Origin of the sequence: Peribacillus kribbensis DSM 17871 (genome assembly GCF_000430765.1) — a bacterium.
Taxonomy (GTDB): Bacteria; Bacillota; Bacilli; order Bacillales; family DSM-1321; genus Paraperibacillus; species Paraperibacillus kribbensis.
Window position 1 is genome coordinate 133,060 of sequence record NZ_KE387243.1, and the last position, 14,398, is coordinate 147,457.

Genomic DNA, 14,398 nt, shown 5'->3' on the forward strand with positions numbered 1-14,398 from the left:
ATAAAAATCCCATAAAGAAGTAATCTGGAAAGTGTAAATACTAATATTATTAAAGGAGGTTCATTTATGCCGTTCATTGATGTAAACGGAACTACGCTTTACTACCAGGATACCGGTCCAAAAGATGCACCAGCCTTGGTTTTCAGTCACTCATTATTCTTTAATAGTCGAATGTTTCATAAACAAGTGGAACGGTTTGCTGGTGAATACAGAGTCATTTGTTATGATCATCGGGGGCAAGGGAAAAGTGCTAAAGATACTTTGGACATGCTTGATTTGGATACATTGACAGAGGATGCGGCAGCACTTATTAAAGAGCTTGTTTTAGGCCCCTGTCATTTTGTAGGTAACTCTATGGGGGGCTTCATTGCTTTGCGTCTGGCTGCAAGGCATCCAGAACTCCTTATTTCATGTACAGTGCTGGGGACATCCGCTGAAGAAGAATATAAAATAGATGAATTTCAGCCAATTGTTGAGCATCTACAGATTTATGGAGGCAAGCCCATGTCCCAAACTTTAATATACATCATGTTTGGAGACACGTCACTTGAAGATCCGTCTTTTGCGAATGAACTCAATTTCTGGAAGGATCACATAGAGGGTTTGGATCGTACGATTGGCGATGCTGCGTATCAGGTGGTTCATCGCAAACGAATCCTAAGTGAACTAAATGAAGTGGATGTTCCGATGTTGGCGATTGCAGGAGCTGAAGATCATGCCTATACGGTTGAACAATCGAATAAAATTGCTGTCACAGTAAGAAATGGTATGTGTAAAGTCATTGCCAACGCGGGCCATTCTCTGGCACTTGAAACTCCGGAAGAAGTTAATTCGTTTCTTGCTGAACATTTCCGTAATTCCGGTAAGTATTACTCAGAATAAGCATTGAAAAAAAGGGTTGTTTTGTGCCTGAATTAAAATATACCTTTAAAACTAGAAATCTCTTTCTTGTTACACACAAAAGATTTTTTAAGGTACTGCGGCCATGTTTGGAGGCTTTTTTCTTTATTGTTCTTTATACTTTCTTAGTTATGGAAGAATTAAAGAACGGAACTGTCATATTGGCAACTTTTTTTAAGTGAAGGAATGTACTTACGCTAACGGGTGCGTTAGTTAAATAACGTTTAAAAAAGTTAATTACTATAACGCGTTTTTTGAAGTAAAAAAAGGACTTTTTCAAGCCCTTTTTTGGTGAAATTAATCTTTTGTTAGTAAATATGTTTTTTCCTGTATGTGAGGAGATAAAGTTAATTCTTCAAAAGATATTGTTCCAGTATCTTTTCCTTTTTCATCAGTAAGGAAATTTCCGTATAGTCGGTAAACTTGTTTATACATGCACTCCAGGTTCTTAGCAACTATGACAATCTGGAGTGTTTCACTAGTTTTACAATATATCGTTTTCTTTGTTCGATTGCCATTTTGTTTCTCTCCTCGAAGGTTATCTGTTCTTTTTACCCTCGATTTACAAATAGAAACCAGATAACCGGAGAATATTTGTGGATGAACATCAATAGAGCAAGAAAATAACGAAATGTTAATTTACTACGCGTTATGTTGTATTATAAACATTACAACTGTCTTTACTTCACTAACGGGTGCTTTAGTTGAAGAATGGGGCAGATTAGCTTGAATAAGCAATGGAATAAAAAAACTTGCTACTTTAGCGAGTTTTTTGCCCTTCATGTCAAACATGAAGAAAGGCTAGTTATTCAATTGTATTTTTCATTGCATTGTACATATTCTCTACGTGTTCATCGACTTTATCTCGTGACATGCGTAGTCGTTCTACCGAAGTTCCATATCCAATTTCTTGCTTACCCTCTTCCAATCCTTTAAAAATCCCATCTGCGAAATCTTCTAACGGCTCTCCATGAGTATGCAGCCCTGCTCCGCCTAAATCTGTATTCACTGCTGGAGGAGCAACTTCAATTACTTCTACAGATGAATCAGAAAGCTGGTGTCGTAAACTCATTGTAAATGAATGAAGTGCCGCTTTCGTTGCTGAATAGATCGGAGCAATGGCAAACGGAGTAAAAGCTAACCCAGAAGTGACGTTAATGATAGTCGCTTCTTCTTTTGTAAAGAAAAATGGAGCAAATAGTATAGACAGATGGAAGGGTGCTTCAATGTTTGTAGTGATTTCTTTATTGAAGTAATTCCAATTGTTCTTCGCATCTGCTTTTAACACATTAAAGCGTTGTTGAATCCCTGCATTGTTCACTAACACATTCACTTCTGGATAGTTCTCAGTTACCCAATCAAACAATGAGATACGCTGAGATTCAATGCTCAAATCACTTACATGAGTAATAAGGTCTGGGAATTTTTCTTTTGCATTTTGAAGTACATTTTCACGTCGACCAGTAATGATAACTTTATTTCCCGCCTTTATAAAGCGTTCAGCAAAAGCTAATCCTATCCCAGCACTTCCACCTGTAATAAGGATTGTATTTCCTGATAGTTTCATTTTAGTTCCTCTTTTCCAATTATTTTTTTACTTAAAAAAACAAATTTATACCTTTTCTGGAATAGTGCGTTTTGTATAGCGCGTAATTTTCAAGTCAATCCCCTTTATTGATTCTGTCATTAACGAAATTTCATCTAACACTGACTGCTTGTGGTTCCTCATCATTTCAAGCCGGAGTTCAATGGTTTTGTCTCCTTCTACAACCCAATCAATATATTGCTTAATACCACTAATGGGCATGTGCGTATTTTTTAAACAAATTACGGTTTCAAGGAGTGAAATTTGATCTTCTGAAAATAACCGCCTACCTGCCTCATCCCGCTCAATTAGTGGCAGCAGTCCCTTTTTTTCATAATAACGTAACGATGATTCTGTAATATTGAATTTTGCTGCAGCTTCACTAATTGAACAATATTTCATCGGGAGACCTCCAAATTTTATCTTTGCTTGTCGACAGGATTATGATACAACTTAAACCGTGGTTTAAGTCAACAACAAAACTAAAAAATTTTAAAAAACAAAAACACATTGATAATAATGTTTTTCTTTAGAAGTGAGGGGAAATAGTAGAGTATATCATTAAAAAATAAAGGAGAGATATCATATGGCACAAAATAATAAAATTAAAAAACAATCTCAAGAACAAAAGGGCCGAAATGAAGAACAGCAATCACAAAACTTCACTAAAGACTTCTATCAGGAAATTGAAAAAGGAGGTCAAACTAAAACAAACAATTTAGAACAGGACTTAAATGAAGATATTCAAAACAAGGTTCGCAGGAATAATTAAAATCACGAAATAAAGGATGGGCAGCCAGAGAATGCTCTTAGCAACCCATCCTAGTTTCAATTTGCCGGGTACTAAGTGACTGCTGTTCTACTATCTTAAATTCATCCAGCGTTTTATAGAGAGTGATTCTGGCTTTTTCAGCCTCTTTTCCCGACTTTTTTCCTCACGCCGTTGTAGTTCGAAAGAAAGGATTGCCTCAACTGCAGTAATTCTTCACTCTCATTCTCGAGGAGCCCAACTATTCTGGTAGTAAACGAGGGGTTGACAAAAAGCAGCTTTCTTCCTGTTTCAGGATGAGTACGAACGACCGGATGGACCACTGCTCGAAATTCTTCTTGCCTTTTCAAAAGCTCTTCAGGGCTCATCAAATGACTAAACAATGGAGTAAAGTCATGCAGGGCTTGTAACGTGTCAATTCTCTCTTTTATCTTATCTGGTAAATTATCATATGCAGCTCCCATGTCTGCCCAAAGAGTGTCCCCACCAACCGGGGGGACTTTAATTAAGCGAAGAATTGCGGCCTTTGCCGGTTCTTCACGAAATGATACATCCGAATGCCATATATTTTCAAAGCCTTTTTGGATTTTATTTCTGTTAAACTGAATGACTTCCTTTGCTCGGTTCTCCGGTGCATTGTAAAATGGATGAACCTCCAAATCTCCAAAGTTTTGTGCGAATGCGATCTGCTCCTCAGAAGTTATATCTTGATTCCTAAAAAATATGACCTTCCATTCAAGCAATGCTTCGTTTAATTCTTCCCTTAATTGTGGCGAAAGGGGTTTGGATAGATCAACCCCTTCAATCTCTGCACCGATAATAGGGTTTAATGGTTTCACTTCTAAAAGTGAGAAGGTTTGGTTTTCTTTATCCACTCTACGCCGAAGTATTCTCGGACCCTCCTTATCCTCACGGTTTTCAAACTGTAATGGACGTGGATAAATGGATAATTCATTTAACATTTTTAACATCCTCTCAACTTGTTTTGATGGCAGTAATCAGACTGGCTCTTAATTCATGAAACTCTTTATGAATAAAATTGATTGCCGTTGGGTTATCCTTTTTTAAGGGATTTGCCATATCAATGGCTATTCTTCCTGGGTTTGACTGCATGACCAAAATTCTATTTATGATGATTTGGTTATTGCTAACTTGTTTAGCTAACGAGTTAAAGAAGGTTGGGCCGCTACTGTCGCCCTTGGTTACAAAAATGAAAATCTCCTTTACTTGAAATATTGGCTGATAGTTATACTATAGTGTAAAAAGTGTACAACTTGTTCTCTACCTTGTAAGATATATGTAGTGTGAGTTGAAACATTAATGTCTGTCGGAGGATATGATACAAATGGAAAATGATTTAAAGATTCTTGGAAAAACAATCTTAGAGGAAAAGTATAAGATCGCGAAAAAAGTTCATGAAATTAGATTATCTGAGGCAAGTGATGCACAAAAGAAGCTGATTTCTCAGATTGAAGAACAAGAGGTAATAAAAATCAGAGCGGATTTTGTAGCTCTTTTTGGGGAAGCACTTATAAAAGGCGTTGATAAAGAAAAAGCATATAATGATATAGAAAAATGGGGGAAAGAAACAGGGCAATTTGTGTTTAGTTTAGGAATTCCATTAGACGAAGCACTTAAAGATACAGCCTTTTATCGAACTTTCATAAGTGAAGCCTTAGAAGAAGCAGTCATTAAACACAATATGACAGTAAAAACAGTGTTTACAAGTTCGAGAATTATTGATCCTCTCCTGGACCATGCTGTTTTTTGTTTTAGCTTAACCTATGTTCAATACTATAAGAAAACCATTGAAAATGCGAAAACTGCATTTCTAGAGTTATCAGTTCCAGTTGTTCCTCTTTCGAACGGAGTAGCGATTCTGCCTTTGGTTGGAAATATTGATACAGAAAGAGCTGCACTATTGATGGAAGAAACATTAAAAGAAGCTGGGAGATTGAAGTTATCGTACCTAATCCTTGATATTTCTGGTGTGGTCATAATAGACACAATGGTGGCACACCAGATTTTCAGTGTAATGGATGCATTAAAACTGCTTGGGGTAGAGACGATTATAACTGGAATTCGACCTGAAATTGCACAAACAGTAGTAAGTCTTGGCTTAGATTTCAGTAAACAAATAACTAGAGCCAATCTCCAACAAGCTATAACCGATGTTCATCTTTTTGATTAATTTGACATCCTTACAGTAGGAAGCTGAAGCTGATTATTTCAGCCTCTTTTTTTTGCCTTTAATTCACTGGATACCTTTGGATTTGTTAATCAACTAAACCACATGAGCTTATTTTCAGTGATTTTCTTGGGGAAATAAATCGGAAGTATCCATGTTTGGAGCTGCAAGCACACCGCAAAGTGATGATGTTTTGACCAGGGCGGAAGATTTTTGGGGAAATTAAAAAGTGGCTGGTTTTAGCCAGTGTACTAATTGGAAATTCTGCATTAAATTTTATTCTGATAATAAATTAACAAAAAAAGAACCCGACTTGAGTTTGTTTTCTTTTGGGCAAATGAAGATGCGTATTAGCACAGGTAAAATATCGTTTGAGGAGGTTCCTATAAATAAAATGCGGAATATCTGGATTTTAAGCCTAGTCAGTTTTTTTACGGATATGGGGACCTATATGGTCACACCCTTAATTCCTATATTTCTTGCTTCGTCCGGACCCTTTCTAATCGGTGTGATTGATGGTCTTTCTGAGAGCCTGGCAAGTGTCCTCAAATTTTTTTCCGGTAGAAAATCTGACCGGCTGAAAAATAGAAAGGGACTGGCCCTAACAGGGTACGGATTGTCAGGGGTGGGGAGAGTTTTTCTTATTTTTTCTAGTTCCTGGATAGGAGTGCTGATATGGAAGATCGTAGATCGGACTGGTAAAGGGATACGGACCGCTCCCAGAGATGCACTATTATCAGAATCTGGCGGGAAAAAGAAGCAAGGAAGGACTTTCGGATTTCATCAAATGCTTGATATGTTAGGGGCAGCTTTAGGAATTGGGGTTGCTTACACCATCCTGCAGCTGGAAGGAAGCCAAAATATAAAAAGTGTTTTTATGTATTCCTTAATTCCCGTAATAGTTGGCTGGATGATTTTATTAACGATTAAAGAAAGAAGAACACAGTCAGAACCAAAAACAAGCGGCGGGATTACTTACTTACAATGGAAGCAGTTAAATCCACAGGTGAAAAGTTTATTATGGATTGTAGGTTTGTTTACCATCGTAAATTCGTCCAATTCTTTTTTACTTCTGAGAGCCGCAAATCTTGGAGTATCAACGCCTAATGTATTATTGATGTATTTGATTTTTCACCTTACTGCATCTTCCTTATCCTATTTCTCAGGCGTCTTTTCCGATAAGTTTGGACGCAGAGGAATTCTGACTGCGGGGTACGCAGTCTATGGGGCAGTCTATATCGGATTTGCTGAAGTACATTCAGTTACAGGATTGGTTGTCCTTTTTATTTTATATGGACTGTATTCATCTTTAACAAAGGGTATTGAAAAGGCATTGGTTGTGGATATGGCAAATTCCAAAAACAAAGGGGAAGCCTTGGGCTTCTATGCGATGATCACTGGAATAGGTCTATTTCCAGCTTCCTTGCTTACAGGCTGGTTATGGCAGAGTTTTGGACCGGAAATATCATTCTTAATTAATGGTATGATAGCATTGATTTCTGCTTTTCTATTGACTAGATCACTAAGAAACATTGAGAGGTTAAAAAATACCGATTGACCTGATAGTAGAAATACAACATTAGCATTTAAGTGTTGTCTTTGTTTTTTTGTATAAAAAAATAATAAGGGAAATTAATCCAATAAAAATAGAAAGAATAAGAACGCTCCATTTTTGCATGTACCTTTGTACTTGTTTCCATTCGGATTTTTGGCTCTCAAAGGGCTCTCAACCATTTGGCTGGGAGTCTTTTTCAATGCTTAAATTAATACTGACCACCAAAATATTCTTCAAGCACAGTTTATAGCTCTATATACTTACCCTATCTCTCCTTTAAAATGGCGTGTGCGCCCATTTTGGAGGCAGATTTGGCCACTTTTCATTTAAATGATACAGAGAAGATAGTCTTCTCAAAAGATTAAACGACTTGAATTCCCCCGTTTTCGACTTTTGAAAGATGAACGGCCCTTCGTCATAATCCCGCTTTCTATGGTACGGAGAAAATTATTAAAAACCGAAATTTTTATTTCTGATTTTTTAAATCTCTAATATTTATTAACAGTAAAGCAATAGTAGGGATATTGGTATCTATAATGTGCAATCTATAAATAGAACTTAAAAAAACATTTACTTTATGGAGGGAATCATGACTAGTTTACGTAAAATTAAGTGGGCATTAACCATTTTGTTAATTGCAGGTTCAATGACTGGGTGCGGAAATAATGCTGCAAAAGATGATAACCAAAAAGGTAATAAAGATAAGGAAAACTATTCCGGAACTGTTAATGCCGCGGGATCCACTGCGCTTCAGCCCCTTGCTGAAGAGGCAGCAAATGAAATAGCGGGTAAATATCCTGATCTTTCAGTAACAGTTCAGGGAGGGGGGAGCGGAACAGGTGTGAATCAAGTAGCAACAGGATCTGTCGATATAGGAAACTCAGACGTACCTTCCGCTGAAAAAATAGCTGATAAATCAAAAGCAAATGGACTTGTAGATAATAAGGTTGCGGGAATTGCGTTTGCAATCATTGTGAATAAGGATGTTAAGGTAGAATCATTAACCGATCAACAAATTAAAGGTATTTTCTCAGGGAAAATCAGCAATTGGAGCGAGGTTGGGGGAACATCGTTAAAGATTAATGTAATCAATCGCCCAGCCGCTTCAGGTACCAGAGCGACCTTTGAAAAAACCATTATGAAGGGCACTGCTATAAATGATAGTATTGGAACTGCCCAGGATTCAAATGGTGCTGTTGAAAAAGCAGTGAATACCACCCCAGGATCCATCAGCTATCTGGCTATGTCCTATCTTGTTGGAGAGAAAAAGGATAGCTTAAAAACATTAAAAATAAATGGTGTCGAAGCAACAACAGATAATGTGGCAAATAAAAAATACCCTTTTTGGTCATATGAATACATGATTACAAAAGGTAATCCGCAAAAAGGTATTAAGGGATACATTGATTTTGTTAGAAGTGATGATTTCGCAGATAAAGTTACAAGTATGGGATATATCCCTATGTCGAAGTTGAAGTAACAGAGTTCGGGTTCCCTTTCATGGAACCCGCAGCCCGGATTTTAAAAGACTTCATAAAAAACTGCAGACAGCCTCGGTATTTTTCGAGTTTTTCTGCATTCTAAAACCTTGTATATTTTTACAAGGTTTTTTGTGTTGGGAGAAAAAATTTTGGATTTGTGTGATCAATAATTTAGGCAAGGGGGTGAAGTATCCATGCTCGCACACGGCCCTCATGAACAAATACTTGATTTTGAAGGAAGGCTTTTTAGAAGAATCCGCGGCAAGGCTGTGTTAGATACTGTGAACAGTAAAGAAGTCGATTTTACCTCGAGGGAGACAAAGAACATTGAAAAAAAGAAATTGCCCTTACTGCTGGTTGGAAAGAAGAACGATTTAGGCCTGGCATATGCAGGTGGTCCGGAGTCATCACCATAACGATTTGTATAATTGGTATTATATTCTTTCAGGAATCATTTAGTTTTGGGGAAGCTGATATCCATAGTAAAAGTGGCAGCAGGTATAATTGGTATAAAGCTAACGGTATAAAAAAGCAGACATGTCACTATTGTCTGCTTTTTTATTGTTTAGGAAACGAGTAACTTCAGGTATATACGGCAATGCACCGGAAGTACAGCCGGCATTGTTGGACGATAAAAAAAACAGCTTGGAACCATAAATTTGTATCACGTTTTTGCTTATATTTAATAATATGAAGTAAGTGTTGTCACGTTACTCTGGATCTAACCAACCATTTATCCTCTAAATAAAGCCCCAAGATGTTAAAGCTTATCATCTATTTGCCAGTTAATTTTTGAGATGAACGGTGACAATATAAAGCAGGGGCAATATTTTGCTTCTATCCCAGCGAGTGAAAAGGTGGGGGTGGAAAAGATGGCGAGAAAGTTGAAATTTAGGAATGGTCTTCAGAGATGGGTATTTAAAAAGTTAATGAAAATATAAATCAGATATTCATGGTAAAATTAATAATTAATGAAAAAAATTGGTATTAACATTCAACCTTGTCACATACTAGTAGTACCCCTATATTAAACAGCCAAGCCCTTCTCTTCATGAGAAGGGTTTTTGCCTATGGTATGTTTATCATTATTTATGTAAAAAAGGGAATATTAATTTCATGATTACGGTTATTCTGCAGGAGTGATTCATTCACCTGACAAAGTATCGGAGGAGATGATCATCCTTTGAAAAATAAACATGCAATTATTGATATTGGTTCAAATACGATAAGACTTGTTATTTACCATATCCATAGCTCGGGTAGAATCCGAAAGGATGAAAACGTAAAGGTTTCAGCAAGATTACAGACCCACCTTGATGAAAGTAAAATGCTAAGCCAGGCGGGTCTAAAGATACTGTTGGACACCCTATCGGCCTTTAAAGATGTGATTGCGCTTCAGCAAGCCGCTTTAGTTAAAGTCATTGCAACAGCAGCAATCAGGCAGGCATCCAATAAAGCAGAAATTATTGAAAAAATTTTTTTGCATACGGGCTTTTCGGTAGAAATACTGTCGGGGGACAGGGAAGCTTATTATGGATTTAAAGGTGTGGTGCAATCTACGAGCCTGGCAGATGGCATCACAGTTGACATTGGCGGGGGGAGCACCGAGATTACTGAGTTCAAGAACCGCGAGATGATCCATTCATATAGCTTTCCTTTCGGAGTCTTATCTTTAAAGCAAAAGTTTATAAAAAGCAAAATACCGAGTGGGGAAGAACTTTTACATTTATCCAATTACTTGAACTCAGAACTCAAGAAAGCCGGCTGGCTGTATGATTCCCAAAAACCCATTATAGGGATTGGCGGCAGTGCAAGGAGCATTGGGTCTATATGGAAAGCAAAAACAGCTTATCCAGTCCTTCCAATCCAACAGTTTCAAATGAGCGAAGAGGATATAAAGAATGTACGAAAAGATCTTCTCTCCAAAAACAGCGGGGACCTATTAGAGACTGAGGGTCTTTCTAAAGAACGGGTGGATATCATATTTCCCGCGATTGAAGTATTTCTGGCTATCTTCAGTGTTACCCGGAGCCAATTATTTGAGGTGAGCCAAAAAGGAATCAGGGAAGGAGTATTGCACGAAAACATAATTGGGCGGCTGCAGATTCCAAAGAAAAAGACGATGGCTGAGAAATCTATCCGGGAGATAGCAGCCAGATTCGGACAAGATATAGAGAAAGGGATTCAAAGCTGCCATACAGCACGCCTGCTCGTTGAAAAGTTGAATCTTGAACATTTAACCTCTGATCGGTCTTCTTTTTTATCTCTTATCAATTATAGCTGTCTCCTATATGGGCTGGGGAATTTTATAGACAGTGATTTTTCTGACCAACATACTTTTTACCTTTTAACGAACCTTACGATTAATGGACTCTCGCTAAGAGACAGGATTAAAACAGCGCTGGTTGCTTCTTTTTCCTCAAATTCATCGTTTAAAAGCCGGATGAAACCTTTTAAAGAATGGTTTTCCAAACAAGAGAGAATGAATTTGCGGGTTTTGGGGGCAATTGTAAAATTGGCGTTCAGTCTAAACATCACCAAAAGAAATATAGTCGAGGGTATTGAGTTAGCAGCTGAATCAAATAATACTATGCTGCTGATGATTTATTGTAATAAGAGCTGGATCGTAGAAAAACAGGAAGCTGATAAACAGATAAGGCATTTAGAAAAATCCATGCGGAAAACTATAGAAATTGAATTTAAACATGTATAGGACAGGAAAGCTATAAAATTTTATACGCGGCAAAGGAGGATATATTGACGGTGGTAAGAGATTTAGATAATCCGAAATATTTTAATAACCGGGAACTTAGCTGGCTGGCTTTTAATAAAAGAGTCCTGGAGGAGGCGGCCAGCCCAGATAACCCTATACTTGAAAGATTAAAATTCCTCGCAATTTTTAGTTCGAATTTGGACGAGTTCTTTATGGTGCGGGTGGCTGGACTAAAAGAATTAATTAAAGCCAGGTTTTCGAGGCCGGATAATAAGGCCGGATTGACACCGAAGGAACAAATAACCGAAATCACTGATATTACCCATCACCTGGTCTCCTTGCAATACAAAACATTAAAGAAACTTTTATCGTCTCTTGAGGAAGAAGGGATATCATTTCTGCCTATATCTGATCTGGACTCAGAAGAATTAGAATACCTTGAATATTATTTTGATGATATTATTTTTCCGGTTTTAACCCCTATGGCAATTGACGCATACCGTCCGTTTCCACTTCTCGCTAATAAAAGCATGAATCTGGCTGTCCTTCTTAAAGATAACAAGAATGAAGAGGCAGACCAAAAGTTAGCGATTGTGCAGGTGCCGCGGAGTCTCGAACGGTTCATTGAAATTAGGAATAAGGTGAACCATCATAAGCGATACGTTTTAATGGAGCACATCATCTGCCACTTTGTTCACAAGTTGTTTCTCGGCTCGAAAGTTGAGTCGGTAACACAATTTCGTTTAACAAGGAATGCCGATTTAGAAATACATGAAGAAGGGGCAAGAGACCTTTTAAGAGAAATTGAAGAAGAAGTGAAGATGCGCCGCTGGGGAGCCTCCGTAAGATTAGAAATTGCGAAACAGTTTATTGATGATGCCATGCTGGAGTATTTAGTAAACGAATTTGAAATACATAAGCGTGACGTTTATTTTGTAAAAGGACCGCTTGATCTGACTTTTCTTTTTGGATTTTATAAAACAATCGCTCCTTTAAAAGATAATCTTATCTTTGAATCATTGATTCCACAGCCGCCCAAAGACCTGATCACAAATATTAAGGATAACAGGGAGAGCATCTTTGATATTGCTGCTGCAAAAGATATTTTGCTGCATCATCCTTATGAATCCTTCGAACCGGTAATCGACTTGATAAGGTGTGCTGCGGACGATCCAAATGTACTGGCGATTAAACAGACCTTGTACAGAGTAAGTGAGCATTCGCCGATCATCACTTATTTAAAAAAGGCGGCTGAGAATGGAAAACAGGTGCTTGTCCTTCTTGAGCTTAAGGCAAGGTTTGACGAGGAGCACAATGTCCATTGGGCCAAAGAGCTGGAAAAATCCGGCTGTCAAGTTATATATGGAAAGACGCTCCTAAAGACTCATAGTAAAGTCACTCTAATAGTGCACCGGGAAGCCAGGTCTATCAAATACATTGTCCACCTTGGAACAGGAAATTACAACGAGGAGACTGCCAAAGTATACACAGACCTAAGCTTAATTACTTCCAATAGAGAAATCGGGATGGATGCGACCAATTTCTTTAATTATCTAAGCGGCTATAGTAAAAAGCCGGACTTCCATCAATTTTCTATATCCCCAATGGATATTAAATCAAGTTTCATCCAACTTATAGATGAAGAAATCGAAAATCATAAAATAAACGGCAACGGACGTATTATTGCTAAAATGAATTCTTTTACTGAAAAGGAATTAATCATGAAATTTTATGAAGCTTCCATGGCAGGAGTGCAAATTGATTTAATTGTAAGAGGAATTTGCTGTCTCCGTCCTGGGATTAAGGGTATCAGTGAAAATATAAGGGTGCGCAGTATTGTTGGCCGCTTTTTGGAGCACAGCCGTATTTATTATTTTTATCAGAACGGTAAAGAGAAGTTATTTCTGTCCTCTGCTGACTTAATGACAAGAAATATGGAAAAACGGGTAGAAATCGCATTCCCTATCCTAAAAGATGAAATAAAACGGCGGATTAAAGACATTCTGGACCTTATGCTAAATGATAATGTTAAGGCAAGGGAGCAGGATGACCAAGGAAACTATTCCTATATAGAAAGAAAACCAAATGAACCATTACTGGACAGTCAGCTGGAACTGTTTGATAGTGCTTACAAAGTCTCTCATCATAATCACTAATGGTCCTAATCATGTATGGCAACCAAATGGACAAATTAATGAGTAGAGGAGGGAAGTTTATGTTTAGAGGAGGCACACTTTGGGCAGGTATCATTTCATGCGGCTTAGACCAATTCCGTGTTTCTCGGGCAGCGGCAAATGGAAACCTGACTAAACAGCAGTATGCCGTGAACACGGCCAAAAACATCACAGGAAGTATTGGCCTTATGGCCGGCTTAGAATATGGAGCAATTCTGGGTTCTGCCGTAATGCCAGGCGTGGGGACTCTTGTTGGATCCTTCGTTGGAAGTGTAATCGGAAACAGAATGGGTTCATCGGCAGGTTACCACGCAGGAAATTATTTATTGAATGGTCAATCCTATAACCGTCAGGGACTTTTAGAATCTCATTTCCCTGACTTTTCAGAGCTCGAGATATAGTCCGTCTATAAAAAAGGGTTACAGATGTTAGATCTGTACCCTTTTTATTCTTAAGATTTTTTAGGCGGGTTTCCGGTGATTGATTGATAAGCCTGGTTGCTTAAGACATTATGGACGTTATTCTTTGTCTGGCCTTTATTTACGGATGGCTTCTTTTGTTTTGTTTTTATTATTGCATCCTGAAAATCCTCAAACGGATTTACCGCGAATTCTTGACTCATTTCAACGGAAACGGAATTGGAAGGAGCCGGGTTTCCTATATTCATCTTCATATCGTTCAGTACATTGTTCATTGTGGATTTGGTTTTACTTCCCGCATTCTTGACCATTTCACCAAAATCAGGGAGAGCCATCTGTTCTTTTTCCACTTTTGCCTCATTCATGATTGTGCCAAGCTGCTTTCTGGCTCCAGCTGTTAATCCTTTCATCTGGTCGCCAACAGAAAGCAGGGCGGCGGCACCTCTCACCAATGCTTTTCTTGTTCCTTTTCTTGCTTCGGGGGATAGTGCAAGCAGCAGCGCAGTTGCTGTAAAAGCTAATCCCAATGGATTGTTAAAGGAAAATAAACGTTTAAACATATAACGACCTCCTCTTTTCTTCATTAAATTTTTTCCAAAATCCCAACAAATTAT

The 14,398-nt window shown here is 38.0% G+C and carries 13 protein-coding genes; 9 read left to right on the plus strand and 4 right to left on the minus strand.

Annotated features, from left to right (window positions below):
* Positions 1 to 66: 66 nt before the first annotated feature.
* Positions 67 to 882 carry an alpha/beta fold hydrolase gene (locus tag H539_RS0124490; protein WP_026695700.1) on the plus strand — a complete coding sequence of 272 codons (816 nt, stop codon included), beginning with the start codon at positions 67 to 69 and terminating at the stop codon, positions 880 to 882.
* Between the two features lie 823 nt (positions 883 to 1,705).
* On the opposite strand, the gene H539_RS0124495 is transcribed toward H539_RS0124490, so the two are convergent.
* Together H539_RS0124495 and H539_RS0124500 are read right to left on the minus strand one after the other, a co-directional pair.
* Positions 1,706 to 2,467 carry an SDR family oxidoreductase gene (locus tag H539_RS0124495; protein WP_026695701.1) on the minus strand — a complete coding sequence of 254 codons (762 nt, stop codon included), beginning with the start codon at positions 2,465 to 2,467 and terminating at the stop codon, positions 1,706 to 1,708.
* Positions 2,468 to 2,512: 45 nt separating this feature from the next.
* On the minus strand, positions 2,513 to 2,887 hold the full coding sequence (locus H539_RS0124500) for a MerR family transcriptional regulator (RefSeq protein WP_026695702.1): 375 nt from the start codon (positions 2,885 to 2,887) through the stop codon (positions 2,513 to 2,515).
* A gap of 184 nt (positions 2,888 to 3,071) precedes the next feature.
* Here H539_RS0124500 and H539_RS0124505 point away from each other — a divergent pair, with 184 nt between their 5' ends.
* A complete protein-coding gene (locus H539_RS0124505; protein WP_026695703.1) occupies positions 3,072 to 3,257 on the plus strand; it encodes a hypothetical protein in 186 nt (61 codons plus the stop codon).
* A gap of 137 nt (positions 3,258 to 3,394) precedes the next feature.
* Here the strand turns inward: H539_RS0124505 and H539_RS29710 are convergent, their stop codons facing one another.
* Complete coding sequence (locus tag H539_RS29710) at positions 3,395 to 4,216, minus strand: TauD/TfdA dioxygenase family protein (protein WP_051348787.1); 822 nt, start codon at positions 4,214 to 4,216, stop codon at positions 3,395 to 3,397.
* Between the two features lie 383 nt (positions 4,217 to 4,599).
* Here H539_RS29710 and H539_RS33215 point away from each other — a divergent pair, with 383 nt between their 5' ends.
* The 7 genes from H539_RS33215 to H539_RS0124550 all read left to right on the plus strand — a co-directional run bounded on the left by H539_RS33215 (position 4,600) and on the right by H539_RS0124550 (position 13,766).
* Positions 4,600 to 5,445, plus strand: a complete 846-nt coding sequence (locus H539_RS33215; RefSeq protein WP_026695704.1) for an STAS domain-containing protein — start codon at positions 4,600 to 4,602, stop codon at positions 5,443 to 5,445.
* Positions 5,446 to 5,836: 391 nt separating this feature from the next.
* Positions 5,837 to 7,000: an MFS transporter gene (locus H539_RS0124525; protein ID WP_051348788.1), complete on the plus strand. Its 1,164-nt coding sequence runs from the start codon at positions 5,837 to 5,839 to the stop codon at positions 6,998 to 7,000.
* A 586-nt stretch (positions 7,001 to 7,586) separates the two neighbouring features.
* Positions 7,587 to 8,477: a phosphate ABC transporter substrate-binding protein PstS family protein gene (locus tag H539_RS0124530; RefSeq protein WP_026695706.1), complete on the plus strand. Its 891-nt coding sequence runs from the start codon at positions 7,587 to 7,589 to the stop codon at positions 8,475 to 8,477.
* A 195-nt stretch (positions 8,478 to 8,672) separates the two neighbouring features.
* Complete coding sequence (locus H539_RS0124535) at positions 8,673 to 8,894, plus strand: hypothetical protein (protein WP_026695707.1); 222 nt, start codon at positions 8,673 to 8,675, stop codon at positions 8,892 to 8,894.
* 767 nt (positions 8,895 to 9,661) lie between these two features.
* Positions 9,662 to 11,191 (plus strand): Ppx/GppA family phosphatase, encoded by a 1,530-nt coding sequence (locus H539_RS0124540; RefSeq protein WP_026695708.1) that lies wholly within the window; start codon positions 9,662 to 9,664, stop codon positions 11,189 to 11,191.
* A gap of 44 nt (positions 11,192 to 11,235) precedes the next feature.
* Positions 11,236 to 13,347: an RNA degradosome polyphosphate kinase gene (locus tag H539_RS0124545; RefSeq protein ID WP_026695709.1), complete on the plus strand. Its 2,112-nt coding sequence runs from the start codon at positions 11,236 to 11,238 to the stop codon at positions 13,345 to 13,347.
* A 59-nt stretch (positions 13,348 to 13,406) separates the two neighbouring features.
* Positions 13,407 to 13,766 (plus strand): hypothetical protein, encoded by a 360-nt coding sequence (locus H539_RS0124550; RefSeq protein ID WP_026695710.1) that lies wholly within the window; start codon positions 13,407 to 13,409, stop codon positions 13,764 to 13,766.
* 50 nt (positions 13,767 to 13,816) lie between these two features.
* Here H539_RS0124550 and H539_RS30415 read toward each other — a convergent pair whose 3' ends face one another.
* Positions 13,817 to 14,344: a hypothetical protein gene (locus tag H539_RS30415; protein ID WP_051348789.1), complete on the minus strand. Its 528-nt coding sequence runs from the start codon at positions 14,342 to 14,344 to the stop codon at positions 13,817 to 13,819.
* Positions 14,345 to 14,398: the final 54 nt, after the last annotated feature.